General features: G+C 68.6%; 11 protein-coding genes and 2 pseudogenes. 5 read left to right on the forward strand and 8 right to left on the reverse strand.

The annotated features are described in order from the left end of the window. Position 1 precedes the first annotated feature (1 nt). Positions 2-208, reverse strand: a complete 207-nt coding sequence (locus QF050_RS07985; RefSeq protein ID WP_159630919.1) for a DUF2945 domain-containing protein — start codon at positions 206-208, stop codon at positions 2-4. A gap of 162 nt (positions 209-370) precedes the next feature. Between QF050_RS07985 and QF050_RS07990 the strand changes: the two genes are divergently transcribed. Continuing rightward, complete coding sequence (locus QF050_RS07990; RefSeq protein ID WP_308929958.1) at positions 371-619, forward strand: SRPBCC family protein; 249 nt, start codon at positions 371-373, stop codon at positions 617-619. 19 nt (positions 620-638) lie between these two features. Next, entirely contained in the window at positions 639-824 is a 186-nt protein-coding gene (locus QF050_RS07995) for a hypothetical protein (RefSeq protein ID WP_308929959.1), read from the forward strand. Between the two features lie 92 nt (positions 825-916). Here the strand turns inward: QF050_RS07995 and QF050_RS08000 are convergent, their stop codons facing one another. Beyond that, positions 917-3,139: a S9 family peptidase gene (locus tag QF050_RS08000; RefSeq protein WP_308929960.1), complete on the reverse strand. Its 2,223-nt coding sequence runs from the start codon at positions 3,137-3,139 to the stop codon at positions 917-919. Positions 3,140-3,288: 149 nt separating this feature from the next. On the opposite strand from QF050_RS08000, the gene QF050_RS08005 reads away from it, so the two are divergent. From QF050_RS08005 to QF050_RS08015, 3 genes and pseudogenes are all read left to right on the forward strand, one after another. Further along, positions 3,289-3,858 (forward strand): hypothetical protein, encoded by a 570-nt coding sequence (locus QF050_RS08005; protein WP_308929961.1) that lies wholly within the window; start codon positions 3,289-3,291, stop codon positions 3,856-3,858. A 10-nt stretch (positions 3,859-3,868) separates the two neighbouring features. Continuing rightward, positions 3,869-4,399 (forward strand): annotated as a pseudogene (locus QF050_RS08010) (FAD-dependent oxidoreductase); the annotation flags it as partial. Positions 4,400-4,652: 253 nt separating this feature from the next. Further along, on the forward strand, positions 4,653-5,465 hold the full coding sequence (locus QF050_RS08015) for an FAD-dependent monooxygenase (protein ID WP_308929962.1): 813 nt from the start codon (positions 4,653-4,655) through the stop codon (positions 5,463-5,465). Positions 5,466-5,835: 370 nt separating this feature from the next. Here the strand turns inward: QF050_RS08015 and QF050_RS08020 are convergent, their stop codons facing one another. From QF050_RS08020 to QF050_RS08045, 6 genes and pseudogenes are all read right to left on the reverse strand, one after another. Further along, positions 5,836-6,768, reverse strand: coding sequence for an NAD(P)H-hydrate dehydratase (locus QF050_RS08020; RefSeq protein ID WP_308929963.1), 933 nt, complete (start codon positions 6,766-6,768; stop codon positions 5,836-5,838). Then, positions 6,737-7,558 (reverse strand): histidine phosphatase family protein, encoded by an 822-nt coding sequence (locus QF050_RS08025; RefSeq protein WP_308929964.1) that lies wholly within the window; start codon positions 7,556-7,558, stop codon positions 6,737-6,739. The genes QF050_RS08020 and QF050_RS08025 overlap by 32 nt, the downstream gene beginning before the upstream one ends. A 112-nt stretch (positions 7,559-7,670) precedes the next feature. Next, entirely contained in the window at positions 7,671-9,368 is a 1,698-nt protein-coding gene (locus QF050_RS08030) for an alkaline phosphatase D family protein (RefSeq protein WP_308929965.1), read from the reverse strand. A gap of 223 nt (positions 9,369-9,591) precedes the next feature. Further along, positions 9,592-10,704 carry an LCP family protein gene (locus tag QF050_RS08035; RefSeq protein ID WP_308929966.1) on the reverse strand — a complete coding sequence of 371 codons (1,113 nt, stop codon included), beginning with the start codon at positions 10,702-10,704 and terminating at the stop codon, positions 9,592-9,594. Between the two features lie 125 nt (positions 10,705-10,829). Further along, positions 10,830-11,481: pseudogene (locus QF050_RS08040) on the reverse strand (low molecular weight phosphatase family protein). Between the two features lie 145 nt (positions 11,482-11,626). Next, positions 11,627-12,253, reverse strand: a complete 627-nt coding sequence (locus QF050_RS08045; RefSeq protein ID WP_308929967.1) for a DUF305 domain-containing protein — start codon at positions 12,251-12,253, stop codon at positions 11,627-11,629. Positions 12,254-12,261 lie beyond the last annotated feature (8 nt).

Consider the following 12,261-nt stretch of genomic DNA (forward strand, 5'->3'; position numbering starts at 1 on the left):
ACTACTTTTTCTCGGTCAGGGCGGAGGCTTTGTGCGCCGCCCGGGCACCGGTCTTTGCCGATTCCACCACGTACTGCGGCTCATCCTCGCTGGCGCGGTGCGTGTTGCCGTCGAGTTCGAAATCGCTGGTCTTCTTTTCCACGATCCTGCCGTGGGTCTTGCCCTGTGAGGTGTTCCACTCCACGTGCGTTCCCTTGCTCAGTGACATGCCCGCTCCTCTGGTATCGCTGCGGAAAACAAGTGCCACACAATAGTAAGCATGGTTAGCTTATTGGTGCATTGACAGGGATCCGGCAGCGGTCCAAGCTGGCGCTGTGCCTACCTGCCGGCCGAGCCGCGCCGGCACCAGGCGCTGTTCCAGGAGATCACGATGCCAGTAGTAGAAGAATCCGTTGTCATCGCCCGGCCGCCGCAGGAAGTCTTCGATTTCCTGTCAAAGTTCGACAACACCGCAGCCTACGATTCCTCGGTTACCGCCTCTGAGCAGGTGGGGGACGGCCCGGTGGGGATGGGAACCCGGGGTCGGGGAACAAGCAAGATCATGGGGCGCCGGTTCGACTGGACCGTCGAGGTGGTGGAGTTTGATCCCGCCCAGGCGGTTGGTGTCCCGCTCCGTTGAGGGAAGGCTGAACTTCACGGTGGCGTTCACACTGGAACCGGCCGATGGGGGGACCCGGGTCACCCAGCGGATTGACGCCGACTCCGGTTTGGGCGGCATCTTTGGCAAGATCGCCGACCCGCTGGTGGAGCGCGCCCAGGGACGCACCGTCCGGGCCAACCTCGAAACACTCGCCGAGTGGCTGGCCGAGCACCCGCAGACGTGAACTGAAGCCCTGCCCGCCGCAGCGCGGGCAAACGCAGGCAGCGCGGGCAAACGCAGGCGTACGACGGCGGGACGCGCCCGCCGTCGTACGCCTCAGTCCTGCTTCAGCCCTGCGCCTGGAAGCAGCACGGTGGCGCCCAGGGCGTCGGCGATGAACGCGTAGTCCCATGCCCGCTCGCGCCACTGCACGTAGCGGCCGGAGGCGCCGCCGTGGCCGCCGTCCATCTCGATCTTCATGACGATCGGCTCGGAACCGGTGGTCTTGTTCCGCAGTTCCTGCACCCACTTGGCCGGCTCCACGTACAGGACCCGGGTGTCGTTGAAGGACGTCACGGCGGCGATCCTGGGGTAGGCCACCTCCCGCACATTCTCGTACGGGGAGTAGGACTTCATGTAGGCGTAGGCCTGGGGGTCCGTGATCGGGTTGCCCCATTCCTCCCACTCCAGGGCCGACAATGGCAGGTCCGGATCCAGGATGCTGGTGAGCGGATCCACAAATGGCACCTGCGCCACGATCGCCGCGTACTTCTCCGGCGCCATGTTGGCCACGGCGCCCATCAGCAGGCCGCCGGCCGAACCACCCAAGGCCGCGATCCGGGCCGGATCCACCCAGCCGGAGTGTGCCAGCCAGTCCGTGGCGTCAATGAAATCGGTGAAGGTGTTCTTCTTGGTGAGCTTCTTGCCGTCCTCGTACCAGTGCCGGCCCAGTTCGCCACCGCCGCGGATGTGCGCGATCACGAACACCACGCCCCGGTCCAGCAGCGACAACCGCGCGATGCCGAATCCCGGGTCCATGCTCATCTCGTAGGAGCCGTAGCCGTAGACCAGGCCGGCCGCCGTCGCATCCTGCCTGACGCTCTTGTGCCGCAGGACCGACAGCGGGATGCGCGTGCCGTCGCCGGCGGTGGCCCATTCCCGCGTGGCCACGTAATCGCTGCCGTCATAGCCGCCCAGCACCGGGCTTTCCTTGCGCAGCAGCAGTTCCCCGGCGGGCAATTCCGGGGCGGGGAGGACGAAGTCGTAGATGCGCGACGGCGTGAAGTAGGACGTGTAACCCAGCCGGATCACGGGGGCGTCGTAGTCAGAGCCGCCCACACCGGCGGTGTACAGCTCCTCATCAAAGGCCGGCTCCACGGGCGCCTGCTGCGCGGGCGTGCCCAGCCCGGGCAGCCCCATCACCTGGACGCGCTCGATGGTGTCCTTCCGGATGGAGACGATGAGGTGGGTGGAGGTGACGCCCGCGCCGTTGACGCGGACGTCGTCGGAATGTTCGACGACGGTCTGCCAGGCCTGTTCGGCCAGCGGCTTGTGCAGCTCGGCCGGGTCCGCCAGGGAGACCATGGAGTTGATGGCGCCCCGGTTGTGGGTGAGCAGGATCTTTTCTTCACCGTCCAGCAGGAAGGGTTCTGCCTCGTAGAGGACGCGTTCGTCCCGCGAAATGACGGTGCTGACCGTTGCGGTGGGGTCGTCGAAACGGAGCAGCCGGGTCTCGCTGTACTCCGAGCAACCGATGCCGAGCACCAGGTACCGCCGGTCCGCCGAGAGCTCGAAGCCCAGCCACATGGCGGGGTCGTCCTCCTGGTAAACCACGGTGTCGTCGGCCACGGGTGTGCCCAGGACGTGGGACTTCACCTGGTAGGGGCGCCAGGACTCGTCCACCACCGTGTAGAAGAGGCGGGTGCCGTCGGGGGAGAAGGAGACGCCGTAGAAGATGTTCTCGATGACGTCCGGCAGCAGCGCGCCGGTGCGGAGGTCCTTGATCCGGAGAATGAAGCGCTCATCGCCGGAGTTGTCCACCGCGTAGGCGTAGAGGTGGCCGTCGATGGTGACGGCGGTGCCGCCCACCGAGAAGAACGGCTGGCCCTCTGCCTCCACGTTGCCGTCGAGCAGGACTTCCTCGCCCGGGATGCCCACGCCGGCCTCCACGGCCGGCGGAGTCCAGTCGGCCACCTTGTCCCCGGTGTCCTGCGCCTTCACCCGGCAATGGATGCCATATTCCTTGCCCTCGGCCGAACGGCTGAAGTACCACCAGCCATCCTTCCGGTGCGGGACGGAAAGGTCGGTTTCCTGCGTGCGGCCCTTGATCTCCTGGAAAATGGCCTCGCGGAGCGGCTCCTGGTGGGCGGTGACCGCTTCCTGGTACTCGTTTTCGGCCCGCAGGTGCGCCACCACCTCCGGTGATTCCTTGTCCCTGAGCCACTCGTAGTTGTCCACGAAGGTCTCCCCGTGGTGGGTGCGTTCGGTGGGGATCTTCTTGGCAACCGGGGGCGCCGGGACGGCCGTGGGGGTGGAATCCTGCAGCGGGGTGGAGGTCATGGATTCAATATATAGACCAGCCCCGGGAAGTCCGCAGGGCGTTCGCTACCGGGGGAGAGCGGGGCACCGCCCGTACGGGACGAAAGACTCTGGGCCGCCTGCGGTGGTTCCCCGCACGCTGGAGGGACCCCTGCAGGAAAGGCGACGCCATGTCCTTTGAATCCGGTCCGGCTCCCCGGGCCAAATCCTGGCTGGCCGTGGCCAAATGCGTGGGCACGTCCGCCGCCATGCTGGCCCGCAGGCAAGTGCACCTGCCTGCGGAGAACGAGGGCCGGATGCTGCGGTTCGCGGACGGGAGCACTGCGCGGGTCTACCGGGAGACCGCCGTCGCCCGCCAGCCGGCCGTGGAGCCCTGCGTACTGGTGGTCACCTTCACCCTGCGCGTGGTGCGTGGCCGGGCGCACAGGTTTTTCGAGGCCGAAAGCCTCCTGAACACCCCCCTGTTCGTGGGGTTCCCGGGGTTCGTCTCCAAGTTGTGGTGCGCCCACGATACGTTCGGGGCCTACCGGGGGTTGTATGAGTGGGATGGCGCCGAACGGGCGCGCAGTTACGCCGCCGCCCTCTGGCGGGTCCTGGAACTTGTCAGCGTCCCCGGTTCCATCAGCTACAAAGTCCTCCCCGGCCTGCGCCGGGATGAGGTCCTGGCCGACCCCGCCCGGATGCAAGCGGCGTCCCATCCGGAACACGCCTGGTGGCGGCTCCTTCCCGCCGGAGGATGACCAGGCCGGCATGGCACATGGACAAGGGCCGACGCCGTACACCGACGTCTTAGTGGTCGGCGCGGGTCCCGCCGGGCTCGCCACGGCCCTCCAGGCACATGCGCATGGCGCCTCGGTCCGGGTGGTGGACCGCCGCCCGCTTCGTGTCCGCCCGTCCCGGGCGATGATGCTCCATGCCCGCGCACTGGAAGGGCTGCGGCCTCTGGGAGTCACCGGAGAGCTGCTCCGCCGCGCCGACACTACCCCGGACGCGCGCATCCACCTGGGCCGGCGCGTAGTCGAAGCCCGGCTGGGCCACGCGGACCTCCCGGACACCGCCTTCCCGCACCTGACGCTGGTCCGGCAGGCCGACGTCGAGGACGTGCTGTGGCAGTCGCTCCAGGCGCGCGGCGTGCCGGTGGACTGGGGCGTGGAATTCCGCGGGCTCGGGCGCGGCGGCTTGGAACCCGGAAACGGCGTGGTCCGGGCGGAGCTTTGCCGGGCCGACGGCGGCCAGGAAGAGCACGTTTCCCGGTTCCTGGCCGGCTGTGATGGGCAGTCGAGCACTGTCCGCGGCGTCACGGGCGCCCGATGGGAGGGCGGTCCCTACCGGGTGGAGGCTGTCCTGGCCGACCTGGAACTTGAGGGGACCCTGGACCCGGGGATGCTGCACGTCGCCGTGGGCAGTGCCGGGCTGGCCTTCGTTTTCGCCCTGGGGGAGGGGGCAACCTGGCGGATGCTGGCCACCCGGGCCCGCCAACCCGCCATCCGATGCCTCGTTCGGCCAGTTGGGGCCGGCCGTCCCGCCGGACGAGGTGGCACGCCTGGTCCGGGAGTCCGGCCTGGGCGCCGCTGTCCGGGACGTCCGTTGGTCGGCGCAGGTCCCGCTTCAACACCGCATCGCCAGTACCTTTGGCGGCGACCCCGTCTTCCTGGCGGGCGACGCCGCGCACGCCCATTCTCCCGCCGGCGGCCAGGGTATGAACAACGGCATCCTCGATGCCCTCAACCTCGGCTGGAAGCTCGGCTTCGCCTCGACGGCCGGTGGCCCCGTCCCGGATTTGCTCAGCACGTATGGCCAGGAGCGCCGGCTCGCGGCCAGGCGGGTACTTGCCCTGACTCACGTCATCTTTTTTGGCGAGGCCTCGCCACACCCTGCCGCCCGGCTGGCCCGGAACCTCCTGCCCGCGGTCGCGCCGGTCCTGCCGTTGCTGCTGCGCCGGCAGTGGCTCACGTCCAAGGGCATCAGACTGCTGGCCCAGCCGTTCGTGCGGTACCGGAGCAGTGCCATCTCCCGCGATGGAACGCCCCGGTCCGGGCGGTGGCCACGACCCGGCGAACGGCTGCCCGACGCACCGGCCTCGGTGGAGGGGCGGGTGGTGCGCCTGCATGATCTGACCGCCGTGCCGGGGGTCCACATTTTGCTGGAGCGCGACGCCGACAGGGACGCCTTCGGTGCCGGCCTGGCGCTGCCGGGACACAGCCCCCTGATCCATGTCCACCGGCTCACCAGCCATCCGGGCCGGGGCGTGGTTGCCGTGCGCCCGGACGGGTATATCGGCTTCCGCTGCGGGGAGGCGGACCCGGGCCAGGTGGGGGACTGGCTGCGGCTGGTAGGTGGTTGCTGACGGGCCGCAGGGGTATTCTGTTCAGTTCAAGGCACATCCGCCCAGCCTGAGAGGGGAAGTTCCATGACCATCCCGCCAGTGCACGAACCTGAGCCGTTTCCGCCCGAACCCGGACCGGAGCCCACGTCCCCGGATCCCACCCAGCCCCGTCCGCCGGGGCCGCCGTCGCCGAATCCGTTCCCCGCGCCGCCTGCGCCCGGACCGCTGCCCGTCCCCGATCCGGGCCCGGCGCCGCTCCGGCCGGACCCCACCAGGGACTGACCGCCACAGCGCCAGACAGCGCATCGGCGGCTGAGGCCCGTACTTCCAGACATGATGGCTCCCGGCTTCGGCCGGGGGCCATCCGCGTCTCCGGCATCCTGCGCGGACGTCAGGTGCCCAGTTCCAGCATCAAGGCAGGCATCTCATCGGCGAGTTCGCGGGCCAGGAACCCCAGCGGGCCCAGCCTGCTGGCCAACCGGTCCGCGGCGGCGGCATGCAGGTGCGTGCCCCAGCACGCGGCCTGCGCGCCGGTGGTTCCCCTCGCCCGGAGCCCGGCGATGGCTCCGGCCAACACATCACCGCTGCCGGAGGTGCCCAGGCCGCCGTAGCCCGTGGTGATCTTCCACAAGCCCGGCTCATCCGCGTTCATCCCGGGCGGCTGCGTGATCACGCCCTGGCAGCTGACCACGGCATCGAACCTGGCCGAGATTTCGGCCAGGTCCTTTTCGAGGTTGTCGACGTTCCGCCCCAGCAAAATCCCGGCTTCCGTGGGGTTCGGTGTGAGGATGAGCCTGCCCCGCCACGGTTCCAATTGGTCCTCAAGCGGCACCAGCGCGCCCAGCGCAAAGGCATCAAGGACGACGGCGGCGCCCCCGTCCGGTCCACCGTCACTGCGGCCCTCGCGTTTGAGCAGAGCCGCCAGCAATTCACCCGTGAGGTCCAGGTCATCAAGGCCGGGCCCCACCAGGATGGTGTCCGCCCGGTCCAAGTCGGAGGAGATGCGTTCCAGTTCGGGCTTGACCGAGCCTGCCGGAGTCTCCGGCAGGCCCACCGTTCCGCATTCGGGTAGTGCCACGCCCAGTTGGACGGCCACCGACTCGGCAACGGCCAGCGTGAGCTTTCCGGCGCCGGCACGCAGGGCGGAGAGCCCCGCCAGCAGTGCTGCGCCGGGGGTGGCCCGGGCGCCGCCGATCACCAGCACCGACCCGCGGGAGTATTTGTCGGCGCCGGGTGCCGGCAGCGGCCATTCGCGCAGGAGCGAAGGCGTGACCAGGGTGGTGCCGGCGGCGTCACTGGGGCCGGACACTGGTGTCTCCCGCATGCTCGGTAACTGCGACGCCCTGCTCGGCCAGGTGGTCGGCCACATTGAAGCTTTCCAGGGTCCAGGGCCCCTCGCCGGAGGGGCGCACGAACCGGGTTACCGAGGCGTTGAGGATGGCTTGGGTGGCCGCAAGGTCCAGCAGTTCCTTCTCGCTGAGTCCTTCCAGCACGTACCGGAACAGCATGATCACGGCGTCGTGGCACACCAGCATGACCCGGTGGCCCGTGCCCAGGCCATTCAGCTCTGCCAGGACTGACCGCAGCCGGAGCGCCACGTCCGCCCAGGATTCCCCTCCCGGCGGCCGGTAATACAGTTTGCCTAGCCAGTCCCGCCGTTCGGCTTCGCCGGGGTAGCGGTTCTCCACGCCCAGCCGGGTGAGCCTGTCCAGGATGCCCAGTTCGCGGTCCCGGAGCCGCTCATCCGTGCGCACCTGCAGCGGCCAGCCCGCTGTTTCCACGGCGATTTCAGCTGTTTGCCGTGCGCGCGCATACGGTGAGGAGACCACGGCATCGGGACGGAGCTCCGCCGCGATCCGGGCCAGCGCAATACCCAGCGCCTTGGCCTGGTCCCTGCCGGTGCCGGAGAGGTTCACATCGGCATCGCGCGCGGGAACATCGATGACCTCCACTCCAGCGTCATGCGCCTCGGTGGCGGCAACGTTGCCTTCGCTCTCACCGTGCCTGATCAGGAGCAGCTCCACAGCTCCGGCTGCCCGGACGGCCGCTGTCAGACCGTCGTCGCCGGACGAACTTTCGTCCGAAAAACCCGTATTCGAAGAATCGCCCTTCAAGGAACCACCCCGTCCATTTGCCGCGCCGGATGCACACTATCTGCGGCGTACCCACGGGGCGGCGGAAAATAACGGACGACGGCGGGCACGCACCTTGGCGGGCCGGTGGAACCTACCGCTGGGGTGTGAGCACCTTGGAGAACACCGTGGCGCCGTTCGCGTTCCGGAGGCTTACGGTGAAGCTGTTGTCCTCACCCAGTTGGACGTGGCCGAAGAACTGGTTTTCGCCGTCGCGCGGGGACTCCCCGGCGAAGCGGCCTGACTTGGAAAACACCACTTCCGGCCCAAAGGTGCCGTCCATGGCGTTGGGGCCGAACGAGCCTGCCGCGATGGGGCCGGCCACGAACTCCCAGAAAGGGTCGAAGTCCGTGAACGCCGCCCGTTCGGGGGAGTAGTGGTGGGCGGCGCAGTAGTGCACGTCGGCGGTCAGCCACACGGTGTTCTTCACGCCATTGCGCTTGAAGGCGCTGAACACTCCGGCCAGCTCAAGCTCACGGCCCAAGGGGGCGCCGGGGTCGCGGTTGGAGACGCTTTCTTCGTTCACGGGGCCGTCCGGGACCACGACGCCCAGGGGCAGGTCGTTGGCGATGACCTTCCACGTTGCCTTGGATTTGGACACCTCGCTGATGAGCCAGTCCACCTGCTCCTGGCCCAGGATGGACGTGGTGTAGGGCTCTTTTCCGTCCGTGTTGGGGGACTTGTAGGTGCGCATGTCCAGGCAGAAGATATCCAGCTGCGGCCCGCGGGAGATCTTCCGGTAGATGCGGGCCGGCTGGTAGGTCCCGGCGTCGTCGAACGTGCCGGGCCGCCACAGGGCGGAGCTGTCCGCGATGGGCATGTTTTCCTGCCAGGCCTGGCGGCCGCGGGCGGCGAGGGTGTTGACGTCCCGCACGGTGTAGCGGGAATCATCCAGGATCTGGCCGGGGTACCAGTTGTTGTGGGTCTCGTGGTCATCCCACTGGGCGATGACCGGGACGTCAGCGAACAGGGCGCGCATGTTGGCGTCCATCGAGTTGTAGCGGTGCCGGCCGCGGAACTCGGTCAGCGTTTCGGCCACCTTGGACACTTCCTCGGTCACCAGGTTCTTCCACACCTGGCCGTCCTTTTCGGTGACGGTCTCCACAATGGGGCCATCTGCGTAGATGGTGTCGCCGGAGTGGATGAAGAAGTCCGGCCGGGTCTGGTGCATGGCCAGGTAGCCGCGCATCCCGCCGATCTCCTCGTTGATGCCCCATCCCTGGCCGGCGGTATCGCCGGTCCACACAAAGCTCTGCGCGGACGACGCCGGGACGTCGCCGCCGGTGCCCGTGCCACCGGTGCGGCCCTTGCCGTTGACCGTCCCGGTGTCGGGGGCCGTGCGGAAACTGCCGCTCACCGTCTCACCGGCCGCGCCGCCGTCGTCCTCGAAGCTGATCTCCAGGGCGAAGCGGGTGTTGGACGGCAGGTTGCCGGCATGGATCTTGGCGGTGAAGTCTGAGGCCTGGGTGGCGCGGGGGCCGCGGAGCACCCGCTCAAAGGCGCCGCGCCCGCGCAGGACCTGGCCGGCGTCGTCCACCGCCCGCAGAACCGCCGTCATCCGGCCGGCCCCCGAGGCGCGGGACCACAGGACGGCCGAATCGGAGGTGACGTCCCCGGTGGCGATGCCGCTGGGCAGGGTGAGGCGGTTGCGGACCAGCGCGACGCCGGCGGAAGACTGGCCGGGCGCCGCTGCCTGGGCGGCGGCGGCGGGGACGGACGCGAGCGCGGCGGCCAGGACCGAGCCTTTGACGACGGTGCGGCGGGAAACGGAGGCGGGGAAGTTCTCAGTCATGATGCAAGGTTTTCCCGGGCGGACGCACAGACTTTGTCCTGCCGGTGAACCCGGGGTGAGACGGTGCTGAACAGGCGGTGGTGGGGACGGCCGCTATCGCGTTGGCGACGCGCAAAGTACTCTGCGACACCTGCTGGCACCGACGCACCCCACATGTGGTCGCCTCAGGGAATATGCGCGTCGGCGATGACTTTGAACATCGCTGCTGCGGCTGCCTGACCGGTTACGGGACCGCGAAGTCGGCGATCCTGCCCTCCCGCAGCGCCGCGCCCACCGCCGCGATGCCCCCATAATCAGGGAACACCACCGACTGGCCAGCCACCATGCCGGTTCCCGCGGTGGGCAGGGTCATGGTGCCGATGGCGTTCACGTCCAGGTTCCGCAAGCTGTAGGCCAGGATGGCGGCCTGGACGGGATCGAACCCTTTGTCCACCGTGAGGCAGCAGCCGGCAAAGTCCACGAGCGACCGGACCGCGTTCACGTCATTCAGGGCGCCGCCGCCGGTGAGCCGGGCCAGGATGGCACGCAGCATGGTCCGCTGGTTCTGCACCCGCTGGAAGTCGCCATCAGTGAAGGCGTAGCGCTCGCGGCTGAACTCCAGGGCCGCCTGCCCGTCAAGATGGTTGATGCCCTGGCTGAACGCGTGCTGGGTTTCGATGGTGGACTGGAAGGCGAAGGGGACGTTGACGTCGATGCCGCCCAGCCCGTCCGTGAGCGCCCGGAAGCCGTTGAAATCGAGCATCAGCGTGTGGTCGATGGTGATGCCCAACAGTTGCTGCACGGTCTGGGTGGTCAGATCGATACCGCCGTATTCCAGGGCCGCGTTGATCTTGGAGCCGCCCACGCCGGGGACGTCCACCCACGTGTCGCGCATGATCGAAATGACATAGAGCGTGTGGCGGTCCGCGGGCACATGGACCACCATCAACGAGTCCGAGCGCTGGTCCGACGGCTCACCGGTTTGTGCGGTGTGGTCTGCTTCGTTCCGGGCAATCCCCCGGCTGTCGCTGCCGATGATGAGGACGTTCATTTCCGCTGCCGGGAGGTCCGGAATCGGCTGCGGCGGGGGCGGGGGAGCGGGCGCCGGCGGGGGTGTCGGGGACGGCGTGGGCGTGGGCGTTTCGCTCGGCGACTGGGTTTGCGTGGCTGCGGGGGCGGATTCCTTGCCCGCGCGGTTGAGGCTGAACACCGCGATCCCCGCGGCCGCCACCAGCACCAGGGCCAGCAGGGCGGCGATCCAGCGGTGGCGTCCCAGGGCCACAATCCAGGCCGGCCGGTGGGAAGCGGATGGGCCGGTGGGGGGACCGGCGGGTCCTGCTGGATCAGGCGTGCTCATGCGGTGCCTCCACCTCATCGTGTTGCGGGTGGGATCAGTGTCCGCCAGTGATGCCCCTGTTGGCTACAGGCTTGTCCAAACTGTCACCTGCGGCGTGCCGCCAGGCCGCCGGGGACGCGGATTCGTTATGGCGTGCCGGCGGCGTCCCCGCGGACCGGGGAGTTGAGGCGGGCGTGGCGCAGGATGGACACGATGGCGGGGGCCAACTGGTCCTCCATCTGCCGGTATACCTCCGGCGGGCGGCGGTACGGGTCCACGATGTCGTTCTCGGCAGGGTCGGTGGGAAGGGAGAGATGCCGCACCCCGGCGGCCCGCGCCGGCAACCCCCGCCAACGGGCAGTGTGGGCGGCCAGCCAGCCGCCGTCGTCGGACGTGTTGTCCCCTTGACGAGGAGGTGTCCCGCTGGTCCAGGACATCGAGCATGCGGGCGAACTCGCGGATGGTGAAGGTGCGCTTGAGGAGGGAGGCGTCGAGCTGCAGGACCTCGCCGCGGTGCCCGGATGTCATGGTGAGCACGAGGTCCACGCCGCGCAGGATTTTGGGGGTGAGCTGCCGTGCCGCGAATCCTTCCGGATCCCCGCCGAAGGTCCGCACGATATCCGCCGAGATGGGTTGCATCGGTTCGCCCACCATGGCCCGCGTGCCGGCGCTCGCCACCTGGAAACCTCCCGGCACGGCCTGGTCCAGCCCTGCCTGCAGCAGCCGTTCGGCCACCGGCGAGCGGCAGATGTTCCCGGTGCAGACGGTCAGGATCTTGACTGGCGCGGAAGTGTCCAAGGAGATGTTCTCTTTCCCAGCTGGTGGCAGGACCGGGTGGGCCCGTGCTTTTCAACTTAACACGCAACGGCGCGACGACGGGCCTTGGGCCAGGTGCCGCCGCCGCGCCGTGGGTGTTTTGCTGCTGAGCCGCTGCCGGGCAGCCTTACAGCGCGGTCAGCATCTGCTTCATCTGCGCGATCTCGGCCTGCTGCGAGTCCACGATGTCATGGGCCAGCTTCACGGCATCGGGGGCCTTTCCGGCGCTGATTTCCTGCTGTGCCATCTCGATGGCGCCCTCGTGGTGGCCGATCATCTGCTCGAGGAAGAGCCGCGCGGCTTCGGTACCGGTGGCGGATTTGAGCTTGCCCATGCCGGCATCGTCCACCATCCCGGACATGCCGTGCCCGGAATCGTCGCCCATCATCGTTGGCATGTTCCAGCCCGTGAGCCATCCGGTCATCTGCTGGATCTCGGGTGCCTGCGCATCCTTGATCTTGGTGGCAAGGGCAGTGACCTCCGCCGGCGTGTCCGGTTTGGCGAGGATGATGCCGCTCATTTCCACCGCCTGGGCGTGGTGCGGAATCATCATTTGGGCGAACATGACATCGGCCTGGTTATGGTCGGCGCCGGACTCCTGGCCGGCACTGGGCATCATGCTTGACATGGGGCTGGAGTTGCCGTGGTCCATGGGCATGCTGTTGCCGGAGCTCGTGCCGGTGGCGCAGCCGGCGAGGCTGAGCGAAGCGGCGAGGGCAGCGGTGATGGACAGGGTCTTGAATGTGGTGTTCATAGGTGTCT

The organism is Arthrobacter sp. SLBN-112, from assembly GCF_030944625.1.
Lineage (GTDB): Bacteria > Actinomycetota > Actinomycetes > Actinomycetales > Micrococcaceae > Arthrobacter.